8 protein-coding genes are annotated in these 14,072 nt (G+C 40.8%); 4 read left to right on the top strand and 4 right to left on the bottom strand.

Annotation, left to right across the window (positions count from 1 at the left end):
- Positions 1–16 precede the first annotated feature (16 nt).
- Both HXT30_RS01530 and HXT30_RS01525 read right to left on the bottom strand, forming a co-directional pair.
- Positions 17–1,642, bottom strand: a complete 1,626-nt coding sequence (locus HXT30_RS01530) for a DUF5719 family protein (RefSeq protein ID WP_422111815.1) — start codon at positions 1,640–1,642, stop codon at positions 17–19.
- Positions 1,643–1,714: 72 nt separating this feature from the next.
- A complete protein-coding gene (locus HXT30_RS01525) occupies positions 1,715–5,026 on the bottom strand; it encodes a glycosyltransferase family 2 protein (RefSeq protein WP_422111668.1) in 3,312 nt (1,103 codons plus the stop codon).
- A 100-nt stretch (positions 5,027–5,126) separates the two neighbouring features.
- Between HXT30_RS01525 and HXT30_RS01520 the strand changes: the two genes are divergently transcribed.
- From HXT30_RS01520 to HXT30_RS01505, 4 genes are all read left to right on the top strand, one after another.
- Positions 5,127–6,608 carry an LCP family protein gene (locus tag HXT30_RS01520; RefSeq protein WP_422111667.1) on the top strand — a complete coding sequence of 494 codons (1,482 nt, stop codon included), beginning with the start codon at positions 5,127–5,129 and terminating at the stop codon, positions 6,606–6,608.
- Between the two features lie 133 nt (positions 6,609–6,741).
- Complete coding sequence (locus HXT30_RS01515; RefSeq protein WP_422111666.1) at positions 6,742–8,091, top strand: LCP family protein; 1,350 nt, start codon at positions 6,742–6,744, stop codon at positions 8,089–8,091.
- A 96-nt stretch (positions 8,092–8,187) separates the two neighbouring features.
- A complete protein-coding gene (locus HXT30_RS01510; RefSeq protein ID WP_422111665.1) occupies positions 8,188–9,963 on the top strand; it encodes an FtsK/SpoIIIE domain-containing protein in 1,776 nt (591 codons plus the stop codon).
- 154 nt (positions 9,964–10,117) lie between these two features.
- A complete protein-coding gene (locus tag HXT30_RS01505; RefSeq protein WP_004131981.1) occupies positions 10,118–10,390 on the top strand; it encodes a WhiB family transcriptional regulator in 273 nt (90 codons plus the stop codon).
- Positions 10,391–10,398: 8 nt separating this feature from the next.
- On the opposite strand, the gene HXT30_RS01500 is transcribed toward HXT30_RS01505, so the two are convergent.
- Together HXT30_RS01500 and HXT30_RS01495 are read right to left on the bottom strand one after the other, a co-directional pair.
- The gene (locus HXT30_RS01500; protein WP_422111664.1) at positions 10,399–11,883 is read right to left on the bottom strand and encodes a sensor histidine kinase; all 1,485 of its coding nucleotides are present in this window, start codon (positions 11,881–11,883) and stop codon (positions 10,399–10,401) included.
- 140 nt (positions 11,884–12,023) lie between these two features.
- Complete coding sequence (locus HXT30_RS01495; protein ID WP_422111663.1) at positions 12,024–14,051, bottom strand: dipeptide ABC transporter ATP-binding protein; 2,028 nt, start codon at positions 14,049–14,051, stop codon at positions 12,024–12,026.
- Between the last annotated feature and the right edge of the window lie 21 nt (positions 14,052–14,072).

Raw genomic sequence — 14,072 nt, 5'->3', positions numbered from 1 at the left:
CCTAAAAGCCCTAAGTCTACTTTACAATCGAAGGATTCGAGCGAACTTTAACACTTATACTGTTAGGGTCAAGCGACTTAGAAGGAATCCATGCAACGCCTGCGAAACCAGCATCGTTTATTGCTTTTGATTGAATCCTAGACGCAAACGAAACTCCAGATTTAGACTTAAGAGTATACATAACAGCTTTAGGATTAATATCTTTCGCTAAAATCGTTGAAACAGTATAAGACTTAACTTCAATAGTCTTAGACGCAACTTTTAAGCCAGAAGAATCGTAAGCACTAAGCTTTACATTGGCATTATCAACAGATCCGTTTGCAATATGCAGCGAAGTTTCGTCTGCAGAAAATGGGGAAACAAGCGCACTATTTGTAATAGAACGAACTGAATTAACAAAAGCAATATCGCTTTGACCATCTTTTCCACTTTTTTCAACAGAAGCCATAGCAAAAATCGGAACGTTACTTTGAGCAAAAATCGCCCCAACACCCTTAGGTACTTCTGGTAAATCAACAACTTGAATTTGTCTTGCACTAAAATCTACTTGCTTTATGCTCTTTTTTCCAGAATCATCGAGCCAATACAAATCGACTTTTCCGCTTTTATTAGACCAAATATAAGCTTTGGCTTGGTCGCCTTCACTAACTCCTGGCAAAACAGGCTCTAAAGATGCTGATTCTTGCGGAGAAATAATATCCACGCCTTTAGAAGCAAGACCAGATGAACTAATAAACTTAACAAACGACGAAACTGGAGCTTGCTCGCTTAAAACTTGAATATAAAGACCATCCGACTTTGATGCAGCTGCAGAAATGTTAAAGTAAGCGTCACTATGTGCTGGAACAGTAAAAGTGCTTCCTGTAGAAAGATTTAGCTGCGCTCCCGATTTATTAGTTGACCATGCTTTAACGCTTACAACTGTAGGCTTAGACGAAAGATTAACAGAGTTTAATCTTACAGAAACACCTTCCGCTATTCTTGGAATAATAAAGTTTTGGCGCATTGAAGGAGATACGCAAGAAGTGGCAGATAATCCTTTTAAGTCGCCGTTTGTAGCCCAAGACGCAACAGATGCAGCAGACCCAGTTCCAGATTGCGCACTTAAAAGACTACTTTCCAAAACTTGAGCGTCTTTATCTACATTACTTTCTGCAAAATAAGCTCTATCTTGGCTTTCGCTTGAATCACTAGGATCACTAGAAGAACTAGAAGGATTGTTAAAAGATTTGTTAACTAAATCTTTAGAATCGCCAGCATATTTTACGCCGTTAAAAGTGGACTTATAAACGTTGCCAAAAGACGCATATCTGGATATTGACTTTAAGTCTCCTTCGGATTCTTGAAACTCGCTATCGCCATATTTTGCTGAATCTGGTAAAGCTATTCTGCTAGGGCAAACTGTTTGCAAATTTGTAGAACTAACACGCTTTTCTACGCTTCCAATAGGAAAAATCGGGTCGTCTGTTAGCTGTTTTAGTGGTAATACGCAAGACGCAACAACAGCACAAGAAACAAGTATTGCAGCGCTTAAAATAGACAAAGACCACAGTTTGAATCTTCTAAAACGAACAGAAGCGCTAATCGAAGTAGCATCTTGTGCATGACGATGACTATTTTTAGAATTCGTATCTGACTTCATTAATCTACCTGCCATTTATCCGTCTAATCAATCATAGCTTCTAACTAATCATCCTAATTATTCACGCTCTATTTATTCACGCTCTATTACGTTATTGCTGTTAAAACGAGGCAAAGCAACCAGGCAATACAATAGCAGCACTAAAGCAAAAACAACAATCCACGGGATTCTCCAAGAAAGTGGGCGCGAATGGCTATAAATCGAAGTTTTAGAAGAAGACATATCTGCTACATCGTCGAATCTGCAATACGTTCCATGACTAGATGAAACAACAAGCTGAGTTCCTTCCGAAGCATTTACGTTTGCAATCAACTTTTCTGTTGCGTCTTTATTTGCGTCGCCTTCTAAGCTAATCATTGAATTATTAGCCGCTAAATCGTTTTTGGCTTTAGAATCATTAACAATGTAAATTCCGCCAATACCAAGCTGCTTTAAGGTTACAATCGACTCATCGCTTGCGTGAGAAAGAAGCTTAGAAGCCGCGTAATAAAGCGTATTCGTACTAGGAGAATGCCCATATAAAACATCTCTAACTTGCAAAGATGGAGATAAGTCAACTAAATCGCCACGAGCGGTACGCATAAGCGAAATATTCAACTCACGACTATTCACAGCTTTAATCGCAAGAACACGATTTGCACTATTTTTATTTAAGTAGTCCGAAACAACCATTGGCAGGCCGCTATCGCTTGCGTAAACGGAGGTTACCGGTCCGCTAATAATCGCAAATAATCCAAGCAAAGCAGCAACTGCAAAAATTCCAAAAGCTAAAATTCCTCTTGCAAGATGAATAAGCTTTTTCATCATTGCTTTAGCAGAACGATTCATAGCTGCACGCTTAGAAACGCGAGTAGTGTAATCGTCTGGATTATTGTCTTGATTAGCAGAATTAGATTTTCGCAAAGGTTCAAACCTACGAACTGCTTTTCCTGCAACCATGCACATGCATGCAAGAACACCAAGAGCGCTCAAGCTTACGCCTGGAAGAACACTTGCACTAATAGGACCGTCAAAATCGGATGCAACAACAACGCGGCAAGCGACTAAAGAAAGCACCATTCCACTAACTATTACAACCCACATCATTCTTGAAGCTCTTAAAGCAAATGGAAGAGCAAGCGCGCACAAAGCCATTAGTACAGCTAAGGCTGCGAAAACAATCATGATTATTCCGCGAAGTTGCAAAATTAACATTGAACCCGAAGAAAAATGATTCAAATCAATGTTAAACGCTCGAAGCAAAACATCTATATAACTGCTAGCCCTAGGAGCACCATTTATTTTTTGAGAAGGCAAAGCCATACTAGCAAAAATTTGACGCCACATTCCAGTTCCAAAATAGCGCACAACGCTACCCAATGTTGGCAAAAGAACTAGAACAGATGGAACAGGCATTAGCGCAAGCATAAAACGATGCGAGCGCACCATAATAATCGATGCAATAAAAATAACAAACATTGGCAGCAAAAGCTGAGGACTTGCAGCAAGCGGAACCATAAAGCACAAAGATGCGCAAGCTGCGCTTTGGATTGACGCAACTGGAACAACAGGGTCTTCTGTAACATACATTCCTACAGCGTGGAAAGCGAATGCAAATGCAGCTGGCAAAAATACCATTGTTAGAATCATTGGCAAATCGCCTCTAGCAAAAACGCCAAAAGCCATCGCAATCATTGTCCAACAAAGACCAGAGCACACTCGCACAATATCTGATCTAGTAAACACGCCTGCAAGCGCCCAAAAACTTAGAAGCATTGCAGGAGCAGCAAGGAAAAATATGGCGTTTATTGCAGCTAACGTATTTCCACCAAACACAATGGAAGCTAGCATCCAAATCATAAGAAGCGGAGATGGAGGAAGAGGAGACGCAAAACCGTCGTCTGGAATATATGCTCCAATCGCAGACTTAAACAAATCACTAAAACTTGTTCCAGTAGAAAGAAGCTGGCTTGAATAAAGCGATGACCCAGAAAGAATCTTATTAATTGGCGCTCCGTAAAGAAGTATTACGGTTGCAAAAACAAGAAGAGATGCACAAATTGCGGCGCTCCACCTAAACAAAACTCTTCTATGCAAGTGCTTTCTTGCAAGCGGACTTAAAATAACACCCTTTTTTTGAGTCTTAAAAGCAATAGTTTTGTCTTTCCAACGCGTAATTTGACTACGACTTGCTATAAGAGAAGTGAGTCGTTTTAAGGAAACTTTTGAAACTCTAGACACTCGTCTTCTTGCAAAAATAGCGCGAGGTAATTGTGCTAACGCAATCCAAGGAAGCATAAGACGCATAAACGCAACATACGGCTGCTTAGCAAACAAAGATTGCAGTGCGCGGATTATTGACATTGGAACAGAGCAAAGCCAAATAAGAGGCCACATAATAACGCTAACATCTGTATACATGTATCTTTGCTTTGCCATAATCGAATAAGCTAAGCCGTAGCAAACATTGGTTTTTTCTGCATCGCGCTCTTCGCCGCTCCTAGTGCGAAGACCGTCAAAACGCGCTCTTCTATGCGCGATTCTGGCTTGTGGTACAACAACAACTCGCCCACCGCTTAAAACGACTCGCCTGCAAAAATCGTTAGACTCTTCAAAAGTGGTAAGCCAAGGCTGAGTTCCTCGCATTGTTTGCCAAGTGCTAAGCGAAACTAAAGCGCCTGCAAGAGAAACAGAATAAACATCTCCCCTAAAATCGTATTGCTCTTGATCTGGCTCGCCTTCTACGCTAAGTGAATGCACTTTATGCTTCCACGCATACATGCCAACGTTGTGAAGAATTTTTCCTTGCCAATCAACTTGTTTTGCACCAAGAACGCAAGCTGTTGGAGTGTTTCGCCAAGTCTCTCTTAAAGCTTCCAAGCATTTTGAATCGCAAGGTTTTGAATCGTCGTGCAAAAGCCACAGCGACTTAACGCCTTGCAATGGCAAAAGTTTTCTTAAAGACTTTTCTACAGCATCGCCAAATGATTTTGCAGACTTAATAGGAAGAATAACAACTTTTACTTGCTTATATTGTTTGTAGGAATCAGTGTTATTGCCACTGTACGCATTGCCATACGCATTACTAAAAGCTTGATTTCCGTTGGAAAAATCTGCACTAGAAATTAATCCCGATAATTGAGTTGGCTCTATTTGAACGTTAAAAGACTTTACTAACTCTTTTTGTGTTCTACTAGCACAATCAGCTACAACAATAGTTCCAGGAAGAACACTTTGATTTATAACCGCTTGCAAAGTTTCTTCGTAAAACCGCGTATCTTGCTCAACGCTCATTATTGAAACAATAGAAGAATCAACCTCGCGAGGCTTTATTCTATTCATAGCAGAAAAGACTTGTAAAACATCGTTTTCAAAAGTGCAAGTTTCAGCGGTTATTGAATCCATACATAATAGTTTACGCAAGGGGTATGTATTATGCATGTTAAAATCTCAATAGAATACACTATAATGGTGATTTATATGTGCATTTACGAAAGAAGGAAGCATGGCAGCCTCTCGGTATAATCAAGACCGTCGGTACCAAACTAACTATTGGGACTCATCTGCACCGCACCATACTCTCAATAGTCAAATGCTTAATAATACTCGTAAAATCATTTGCATGGCAATTATTGCCGTTCTAGCCTTTTTAACTACAATAATCGCATCCGTATGGCTTGACTTTTCTTCTACCATTAGTTCGCGCGTTATAAAAACCATCTCAACAAGCACCAAACAGATTCAGTCAATAGACCCTAATGCTGGTAAAACTATTAATATTCTTGTTCTTGGTCAAGATACTCGAGAAGGTAAGAATCGCGCTTTTCAGGGCGGCGGAGAAGACGAAAATCATCAATCAGACACAGCAATGATTGTTCAAATCAGCGCAGATAGGTCTTATATAAACATTGTTTCAATTCCAAGAGATTCAATGGTTAAAGCCGCATCGTGCAATACGTCTAAAGGCAGAATTCCAGCTAGACGTAAAGTTATGTTTAACTCGATTTTCGCACTTGGCTACGCTAAAGGAGGCGACTTAGCAAGTGCAGCATCATGTACGCTTGCAACAGTAAACGAGATTACTGGCTTAAACATAACAGATTTTATTGTTGCAGACTTTAGCGGTTTAAGCGATATGATTAATGCGATTGGCGGAGTAACCTTGTGCATTCCTGTAAACACTAGGGATTACTACACGGGCGTTAACCTAAAGCGCGGACTCCAACACCTTGATGGCGTGCAAGCAACACAATACGCAAGAATGAGGCACGACAGCGCAAGCGACGGAAGCGATATTATGCGAACAACGCGTCAGCAATATCTGCTTAAGCAACTTATTCATCAAGCGCTATCTAAGAATCTTCTAACACAGTCGGGCCAACTTTATCAACTTGCAAAATCAGCTCTAAAGTCACTTAATATGAGCCAAGGTCTTGCAAACCCTACAACACTGGTTGGTTTAGCTGCAAGTCTTCGTAATCTAAAGCCTTCGCACATTTACGCACAAACAATACCGATTGCAACCGACCCATACGATGAAAATCGTGTTATTTTAGACGAAAGCGCGCAAGACGTTTGGGATTTAATGCAAGAAGATAAGCCGTTAACTAAAGATTTAGGCGAAAAACCAAGTAAAAGTAAAAAGTCTGCAAAAAAGAACGCAAAAAATGGCAAAAAGTCTGCCTCTAAAGAAAACTCCGATTCGTCTAGTGCAGATTCTAACGACTCTGCGGAGTCTACAAATTCTGGCGAGAATAGCCTTAATTCCTCTAATTCCTATGCAGATCCAAATGCAGTTAAAATTGGGCGCGTGGATCCAAAAACTGGATTGGCAAAAGACAGCTTAGGCAGACTTATTGATCCAAATAGCGGCGGAATCGTTAACCCAGAAGACGGAACAATAAGAAACCCACAAACTGGTCACTACATGGGAATTGCAGATAAATACCTAAATAATACAATATGCGCTGTTCCAAAAGGAAAATAATACACTAGAAAAAGCACGTTGTTAAATCGTTTATAACTACGTTGCTTTATAATGCCATTGGTAGTTTTCACTAATAATTATGCATACATATAGACGCCATCAATATTGCAGATGTATGGCTTAGGGAGGATAAATGAGCCAGCAACGTCCAGAAGACGCTTTGGGGAATCAAAATAATCCACCTAGCTTTACTCCATCGAATAAACATAATAAAAACGCGAATTCAATACCGAGCTTTCCGCCTAAAAACGCACACAATAACGCGCATAAAAACAGCGAATTAAACAAGCAAGAGACTGTTCAGCGTGCACCGTCGTTTGAGCCAAAGCCTAGAAAAGTAAGCCAAAATTCGCAAAATTATCGCACGCAAAACACTGGCACACAAGCATATAGCGAGCAGTACTACCCCGAACAAAGTCAGCGTTTAAGCCAAAACAATGCAAGTGCATCTAGTTTTATTCCAAACAGAATCCAAAACTTTAGTCAAAACGAAGTTAGACCAATAGCAAGTAATTCTTCTGTTGGAGCTCTTGCTTTTAGAAAAAAACATCGCTTACTAAAGTACTTATCCCTGCTTTTAGTAACAATATTGATTCTTGTAGGAGCACTAGGCGTTTTATCTTGGAACTGGGTTGACTCTCAAATTAAGCGAGATAATTGGCTAACGGATACTCCAGATACTCAAGAAACAACTTGGTTAATTTTAGGATCGGATCAACGAGAAGGCGAAGAAGCAAAAGAAATAACTGGATTTAGAACAGATACGATTCTTGTTTTAACAAAACCAGTAAGTGGTCACAGCTCCTTAATATCCATTCCAAGAGACTCGTTAGTTTCTGTAAACGGCCAGCAAATGAAGATTAACACAGTTGCACAAGATCTTGGAAATAGAGCACTAACAAAAACCGTTGAAAAAATTACTGGCCACAAAATAGACCACGTTGCAGAAATAAAATTCGCAGGACTTACAAACGTTGTAAACTCGCTTGGAACAATAGACTTATGCTACGATCGCACAGTTAGCGATGCCTACAGTGGGCTTAATTGGACTGCAGGATGCCACAGTGTAGACGGAAACGTTGCATTAGCATTTTCTAGAATGAGATATGCAGATCCTCAATCTGATTTTGGAAGAGCTGCAAGACAGCGAATGGTAATTAGCGCAATAATGAAAAAAGCTTTATCTAGCAGCACGCTTACAAACTTCTCGAAAGTAAAAGGTTTTGCAAAAGCATCGCTTGATTCTGCAATATTAGACGAAAACTCAAATCCTGGAACACTGCTGAACATGGGTCTTGCTTTTAAGGAAGCAACAGGAAAAGACGGTGTAACAGGAACAGTCTATTGGACTAATCCAGATTATTGGGTGTATTCAGTTGGATCATCCGTTTTGTTAGACGATGCTAAAAACATTGAATTATTCGATCAATTATCTGCTGGAACGCATGCGCCTGGAAACGTTGGAACGCTTGCAGAGCAATAAACATAATTTTAGCTAATCATATTTAGCCAATTTAGCCTTTAACCACATTTGTGGTTTTTACTTGCATATTTCTTAATCGCAATACACTATTGCGTTATGGAATACGAAAACAATGCAAACAATACTAAAAGCATAGCTTCAAAACCAATGTTTTGGATGCAAATAATGGCAAATATTGTGCCTATTTTAGCCAATATTGCTCTTGCTATAATGGCGTTTTTGCAAAAAAGTTGGATGATGCTTGCAATGATTGTTCCTAGCATAATGATGTATATTGCTTGCTTAATACCGCAAATTGTTCAATACAATTCAAACAAAAACAACAAAAGTTTAGTAAAGAATAATACGAATCAAAGCGTTCACTTTAGCAAAACAACAGTCGACTCTCATATTAAAGGTGTTCCAGAAACTCTTGTTCCAATCAACCTAGAAGCAATGCTGATTAATAACGCAAATCAAATCGTTTCTACAAATTACTCCAAAAACATGCAAAATCGTGTTCCTCCATGGAAAAATGTTGTATACGCTTGGCTAGTGTCTTCTAAAAACTCTTTAGAAGCTCCGATTGGAATAAACAGCAGCGGTTATTTTTGTATAGATCTTGTTAAAAATGGGCCGCACGCGCTTGTAGCAGGAACAACAGGGTCTGGAAAATCCGTTTTACTAACATCTTGGTGTTTAGCTCTAGCTTTTAAATACTCACCTAAATTATTGCAATTTGTGTTTATGGATTTTAAGGGAGGAGCTACATTCGATTCACTTTCCACACTTCCACACAGCGTTGGAAACGTTGGAGACTTAAATCTTAAGCATGCTGCAAGAGCATTGCGCGGATTAGAAATGGAATTAGATAGGCGAGAAAGATTAGTTGCAAATCAAGGCTGCCACGATATTAGTCAAGTAAAACCAAGCGAGCCTTCAATGGTGATTGTTATAGACGAATTCCATGCTCTTAAAAATCAACTCCCCGACTACATGAATCGCCTAATACGCATAGCTTCTGTTGGAAGATCCCTAGGAATGCATCTTATAGCGTGCACACAAAATCCAATGGGACAAGTAAATGCAGATATGAAAGCAAATATGTCTATAAACATTTGTTTAAGAGTTAGAGACGCAATGCAATCACACGAACTACTTGGGTCTCCTGCCGCTGCAAGCATAAACCCGAATAATCCTGGAGCAGCATATTGCAATACAGGAGACGGAATAGTAGCGTTACAATGCTCACAAAGTCAAAACAAAAATTCGCTTATAAAAGCAATCGAATTGGCTGGAAAATTCTATTGCTACAAAACTCCTAAGCAATTGTTTAGCGCTCCCCTACCAAGATACTTAAATAATTCAACGCTTAATAAATACTGCAAAAACACAAAAGATAGCGAGTTTGGACTTTTAATCGGCTTAAAAGACGACGGAATTAACTTAAGCGAAGCAATTTTGCCAATAAATCTTGGAAACATAGCGATTATTGGCGGAAGCAAACGAGGAAAGTCTAATCTTATAAATGTGATTAAAAATGCGATTAGTATGCAAAATCTTGATTCAAAAAACATTCACATTCAAGACAACGCAGACTCACTTTTAGAGCCTTTTAACAGCGACGAAAAGTCTAAAGAATTGCAATGCAAACTAAAAGACACTAAAACAACAGTAATATTTTGCGCTCAAAATGCAAGACACATACGCATACCAGAGCAAGCGCCAGTAAGAATAATCTTCCCAACAGGCGATGCTGCAACAGACTCAATGCTTGGAATACCTACCGACTTACTAAAAACACTAAGCGCGGAAGATTATCAAACACCAGGAAGATGCATAATGGTGATTCCTGGAAAAGCTAATTTGCTGCAAATATTGAGTTTTACATAAAAATATGACTTAAATCACTCAAAAAGATTAAAAAAATTTTGTAAAAGTCTTGAAAAAAAGTTATATTCATGCTTTCCTGGAGTGCGGATAGTTTTATACAAAATCTAGCAAATTTAGTAAAAATATACGCGTATTAAAAAGAGGTTATTTACTTATGAGTAGCGCATTCGACTGGCGTGCAAAAGCAGCTTGCCGAGATAAGGATCCTGAACTTTTCTTCCCAGTAGGAAATAACAGCTCATCCAATCAGCAAGTTGAAGAAGCCAAAGCAGTGTGCAGAACTTGTAATGTTGCCGACAATTGCCTAAGATGCGCTCTAGAAACAAGCCAAGATTACGGCGTTTGGGGCGGTCTTAGCGAAGATGAAAGGCGCTCGCTAAAGCGTAGAGCAATGCGAGCGCGCAGAAATCAAAGCACTGAATTTTAAGTAAGAGACTACTCTACTCCAGGAACGCGCAACTTAATATCCAGCAAAACGCGAGTTCCGCCTTCTCTGCGCGATTCCCACTTAACAGTGCCACCAAAATCGTTAGTAACAAAAGTGTTGATTAGCTGAGTGCCTAATCCAGATCCAGAAGACTTTGCCATTCCATGCAAAGATTCGCTTTCGATTCCGCCGCCATTGTCTTCTACAACAATACTAAGATTGTCTCCTCCACGACCAACAGAAATCTTAATATGACCTTCACTCATGCCTTCAAAACCGTGCTCAACAGCATTTGTAACAAGCTCGGTTAAAACAAGAGAAAGAGGCGTTGCGTCTTGAGCTGCAAGCTTGCCGAATTTACCACAAAAATCAACTGTAATATTTTGATTTTGCGAAGCAAGTTCAATCGTCATTTTAAGCAAGCTAGAAATCACTTTGTCGAAGTCAACAACCTCATCGGCTGTCTGGCTTAAACCTTCGTGAACAAGAGCAATAGTTTGGACTCGCCTCTGAGCCTCTTCTAGCTCTTTTCTAACTTCGTACGACTTAGTTTTTCTAGCTTGAAGACGAAGCAAAGCAGAAACAGCTTGAAGATTATTCTTAACGCGATGATGAATCTCGGAAATAGTAGCGTTCTTAGTCTGAAGCTCCTTTTCTCTTCTAAGAACTTCCGTAACATCTCTACAAAGAACAACTGCACCCGTTCTATCGTTAGGCCCATAAAGCGGCAGCGAGCGCATAGAAACAACGGAATTATTTACTTCTAACTCGCAATCAACATCTGCTTTACCGCTTAATACCAAAGGCAAGCTTTCGGGAACAACATCGTTTGTGTGAAGAAGACGCGCTCCAAACTCGCACAAGAACTCGCCTTGCATGGTGTCTAGTCCACCAAGTCTGCGGAAGCAGCTGATTGCGTTTGGAGAAGCATAGCGAACAACACCGCTTTCTTCTAAAATAATAAAACCATCTGCAACTCGAGCATTGTGGCGCTGATTTAGCATTGAATCGTGGTACGGAAACTGCTCGCGCGCAATCATGTCGAACAACGTTTTGCCAGCATTAATGCTTTCCGTCTCGTATCTACCGTTTGATTCTCTTGTTGCAAGATTTGTTTCTCTAAGAACAAGACCAAGCGTTTTGCCATTGTGGCGAACTGGAGCGTAAACATTGCAAACAGTAGCTCTTCCAACAGTTCTTAAAACCGAAGAGTGGAAACTTGTTTCTTTACTCATTGCTGCTTCTAGCTCATTATGCATTGATTCGTCTAGCTTTACGCCGAGTAAATCTTCGGTTCTAAGCGTGATTGCTGTAGACGGACGGCATTGTTCTGCTACAACGTAATCTCCATTGCCATTTTGAATAACCAAAAGCAAGTCTGCAAAACTTAAATCTGCTATTACTTGCCAATCTGCTACAAGGTGATGCAACCATTCGCGATCCGACTCGTCAAAATCTGGACGCGTTGCAAGAATATGAGAAAAATCAGCCATGATTTAATAATATAAACACGCGAATATAAACACGCGAATATTCCAAAGTTTCGCAAGTACATATAAAACAAAAGTGCAGAAGTTTTATCTCCTGCACTTTTATCTACATCTAATAGCTTGCACTAATACGAGTCTTACGACTAATCCAATCCAAGCTCCAAGTTTCCACCAGGAATTGCGTCGAGAAGATCGCGAGTATATTCCTTTTGAGGATGATCAAACACTTCGTCGGTTGTAGCATGCTCAACAAGCTTTCCGTGCTGCATAACAACAACCTCGTCCGCAATCTGACGAACCACTGCCAAATCGTGAGTGATGAACAAGTAGCTTAATCCGCGCTCTGCTTGCAAATCGTTAAGCAAGTGCAAAACCTGATCTTGTACAAGCACGTCTAATGCAGAAACAGCTTCATCGCAAACGATTACATCTGGATCCAATGCCATTGCACGCGCAATCGCAATGCGCTGACGCTGACCGCCAGAAAGCTCATTCGGGAATCGAGTCATAACAGAAGCAGGCATGCGAACCATATCTAAAAGCTCGCGTACGCGATTCTGCCTACTCTTTTTGCTTCCAATCTTATGAATACGCAAAGGCTCTTCAATAGAACGATAAATCGAATACATTGGGTCGAGCGAACCGTAAGGATTTTGGAATACTGGCTGAACATGACGGCGGAAATCAAGCAAATCCGCGCCCTTTAAGTCAGCAATATTCTTGCCTTCGTAGGTAACAGTTCCGCTTGTTGGCTTTAGTAATCTCAAAACCATGTTTGCAACAGTAGACTTACCAGAACCAGATTCGCCCACAATTGCCAACGTTGTTCCGCGCTTAATAGAGAACGAAACATCGTCAACAGCTTTGAAAAGTTCCTTCTTGCGCGGAAGCTTAAACTCGCGAGTTAAGTGGTCGACTGTAATAATATGCTCGCTCTTTTCAAGAGTTTGCTCGCCTACTACGTGATGCTCAAGCAAATTATCCGCGTTGCCACCATGCTCCTTAACGGAGATGATTCGCTGAGAAGCAAGGCTTGGAGCGGCAGCAACAAGTCGCTTAGTGTACGGATGCTGCGGGTGCTGCAAAACGTCCAAAGATGGACCAGACTCAACAACGCGACCCTTATACATAACAACAACGTGCTGAGCACGAGCTGCAGCCAAACCTAAATCGTGAGTAATAAACAGAACGGAAGTACCTAGCGAATCTGTAAGCGTATGCAAATGGTCAAGAATACGCTTTTGCACAGTTACATCTAGTGCGGAAGTTGGCTCATCTGCAATAAGCAAATCTGGACGGCAAGCCAAGCCAATCGCGATTAACGCGCGCTGACGCATACCACCAGAAAACTCGTGCGGGAACTGACGTGCGCGAGTTGCAGCATCTGGCAAACCAGCTTCATCAAGCAAACCTGCAATGCGGTCTTCAACGCTTGCACCAACAACATACTTTTTGGCTATTTCCCAAGCTTTGTCGTCATCTACGCCATACTTGATTAAATCGTCTGCAACGCGCCAACGAGTTTCGGAACCTGGAACCCACTCTTTTTTGTAGTATTCCATAGCTTCATTAAACTTTTCGGCATTCGCTTGCTCGCTAAGACCAGCCTGCGCCAAAGCTTGCTTTGCTTCGTCCAATAATGCGCTCAGTTCTTTAGAGCCAAGGAAGATTTCGTCTTCGTTGCTTTTAACTTCTACAGCATCTCCTGCTAAAGCTTCTGCAAGTGCGGAGCGCTTTTCGTGACTAACGTCAACGCCATTTGCAAGAAGAGCTTCTTTAACTTGAGTTCCAATTCGCCAAACAGGATTCAAGTTGCTCATAGGGTCTTGCGGAACCAAGCCCATTGCTGTGCCGCGCAAAGCTGCATAATCTTTAGGCTTTAGATTGCTTATTTCTTGACCTTTAAGCTTAATAGAACCACCCGTAACGTGACCTGTTCCAGGAAGCAAACCAAGAACTGCCATTGCAGAAGTGGACTTTCCAGAACCAGATTCACCTACAATTGCAACCCACTGACCTGGGTAAACGTTAAAGCTTGCATCGCGAACAGCGTGTACGGCCTTTTTAGAATCCGTTGTAAAGTCAACTTGAAGATTTTTAACTTCCAGCAAAGGACCCTGCTCGCGTTGCATTGCAATAGTATCTACATTTTTACGTGTTGCTGTGTTCATAATCACTATTCCTCCACGCTA

Origin of the sequence: Gardnerella sp. DNF00571G, assembly GCF_049262695.1 — a bacterium.
Classification (GTDB): Bacteria; Actinomycetota; Actinomycetes; order Actinomycetales; family Bifidobacteriaceae; genus Bifidobacterium; species Bifidobacterium piotii.
Note: the sequence above shows the minus strand (reverse complement) of the source record. Positions and strands in the feature narration are given on the sequence as shown.